The sequence below is a fragment of the Pseudomonas sp. A125 genome (assembly GCF_055409485.1).
Genome location: NZ_JBUZVP010000078.1, coordinates 1 through 1476, shown reverse-complemented (window position 1 = coordinate 1476; position 1476 = coordinate 1). Strand labels below are relative to the sequence as shown.

At 65.4% G+C, this 1476-nt stretch carries 3 protein-coding genes and 1 pseudogene; 3 read left to right on the top strand and 1 reads right to left on the bottom strand.

Annotated elements, in window-relative coordinates; all coding sequences use genetic code 11:
* The 3 genes from ACZRN6_RS36450 to merE all read left to right on the top strand — a co-directional run.
* Positions 1-604: FAD-dependent oxidoreductase (locus ACZRN6_RS36450; RefSeq protein ID WP_161493057.1), on the top strand; the 604-nt coding region annotated here is incomplete at its 5' end.
* A 16-nt stretch (positions 605-620) separates the two neighbouring features.
* Entirely contained in the window at positions 621-986 is a 366-nt protein-coding gene (gene merD / locus ACZRN6_RS36445; protein WP_003465059.1) for a mercury resistance co-regulator MerD, read from the top strand.
* A complete protein-coding gene (gene merE, locus ACZRN6_RS36440; RefSeq protein ID WP_001087809.1) occupies positions 983-1219 on the top strand; it encodes a broad-spectrum mercury transporter MerE in 237 nt (78 codons plus the stop codon). The genes merD and merE overlap by 4 nt, the downstream gene beginning before the upstream one ends.
* A gap of 52 nt (positions 1220-1271) precedes the next feature.
* Here merE and ACZRN6_RS36435 read toward each other — a convergent pair.
* A pseudogene (locus ACZRN6_RS36435) lies at positions 1272-1476 on the bottom strand (helix-turn-helix domain-containing protein); the annotation flags it as partial.

The window sequence follows — 1476 nt, the reverse complement described above, 5'->3', positions numbered from 1 at the left end:
CGGTCGGGCACCGAATACGCGCAGCCTCGCGCTGGACGCGGCGGGGGTCACTGTCAATGCGCAAGGGGCCATCGTTATCGACCAAGGCATGCGCACGAGCAACCCGAACATCTACGCGGCCGGCGACTGCACCGACCAGCCGCAGTTCGTCTACGTGGCAGCGGCCGCCGGCACCCGTGCCGCGATCAACATGACCGGCGGCGACGCAGCCCTCAATCTGACCGCGATGCCGGCAGTGGTGTTCACCGACCCGCAAGTCGCCACCGTGGGCTACAGCGAGGCGGAAGCGCACCACGATGGCATCGAGACCGACAGTCGCACGCTGACACTCGACAACGTTCCGCGAGCGCTTGCCAACTTCGACACACGCGGCTTCATCAAGCTGGTCATCGAGGAAGGTAGCGGACGGCTCATCGGCGTGCAGGCGGTGGCCCCGGAAGCGGGCGAACTGATCCAGACGGCGGTGCTCGCCATCCGCAACCGCATGACGGTGCAGGAACTGGCCGACCAGTTGTTCCCCTACCTGACAATGGTCGAGGGGTTGAAGCTTGCGGCGCAGACCTTCAACAAGGACGTGAAGCAGCTTTCCTGCTGCGCTGGATAAAAAAAGGAGGTTTTCAATGAGCGCCTACACCGTGTCCCGGCTGGCCCTTGATGCCGGGGTGAGCGTGCATATCGTGCGCGACTACCTGCTGCGCGGATTGCTGCGTCCGGTGGCGTGCACCCCGGGCGGCTATGGCCTGTTCGATGATGCCGCCTTGCAACGGCTGTGCTTCGTGCGGGCGGCCTTCGAGGCGGGCATCGGCCTGGACGCGCTGGCGCGGCTGTGCCGGGCGCTGGATGCTGCGGACGGCGATGAAGCGGCCGCGCAGCTTGCCGTTCTGCGCCAGTTCGTCGAGCGTCGGCGCGAAGCGTTGGCCGATCTGGAGGTGCAGTTGGCCACCATGCCGACCGAGCCGGCACAGCACGCGGAGAGTCTGCCATGAACAGCCCCGAGCGCTTGCCGTCCGAGACGCACAAACCGATCACCGGCTACCTGTGGGGCGCGCTGGCCGTGCTCACCTGTCCCTGCCATTTGCCGATTCTCGCCATTGTGCTGGCCGGCACGACGGCCGGCGCGTTCATCGGAGAGTACTGGGGTATCGCAGCCCTCACGCTGACCGGTTTGTTCGTCCTGTCTGTGACACGACTGCTGCGGGCCTTCAAAGATCGATCATGAGCGCTTCCCATTGAGACAAACCACGCTGTCGCTACGTTGCCTCATGCCGGCATCAAATTCGGCTGAGTAGCTTCTCGCCATCTGGACGTAGCTCACCCTTGGGTGAAACATGCCGATACAGGGTCTGCCGCGTGACGCCAAGTTCCTGGCACAGGTCGCCGACCTTGGTCTCTGGCTGACCCATTGCCGCCATCGCCAGCCGCAGCTTGGCGGCGGTCATCTTGAACGGCCGGCCGCCTTTCCGCCCGCGCGCGCGG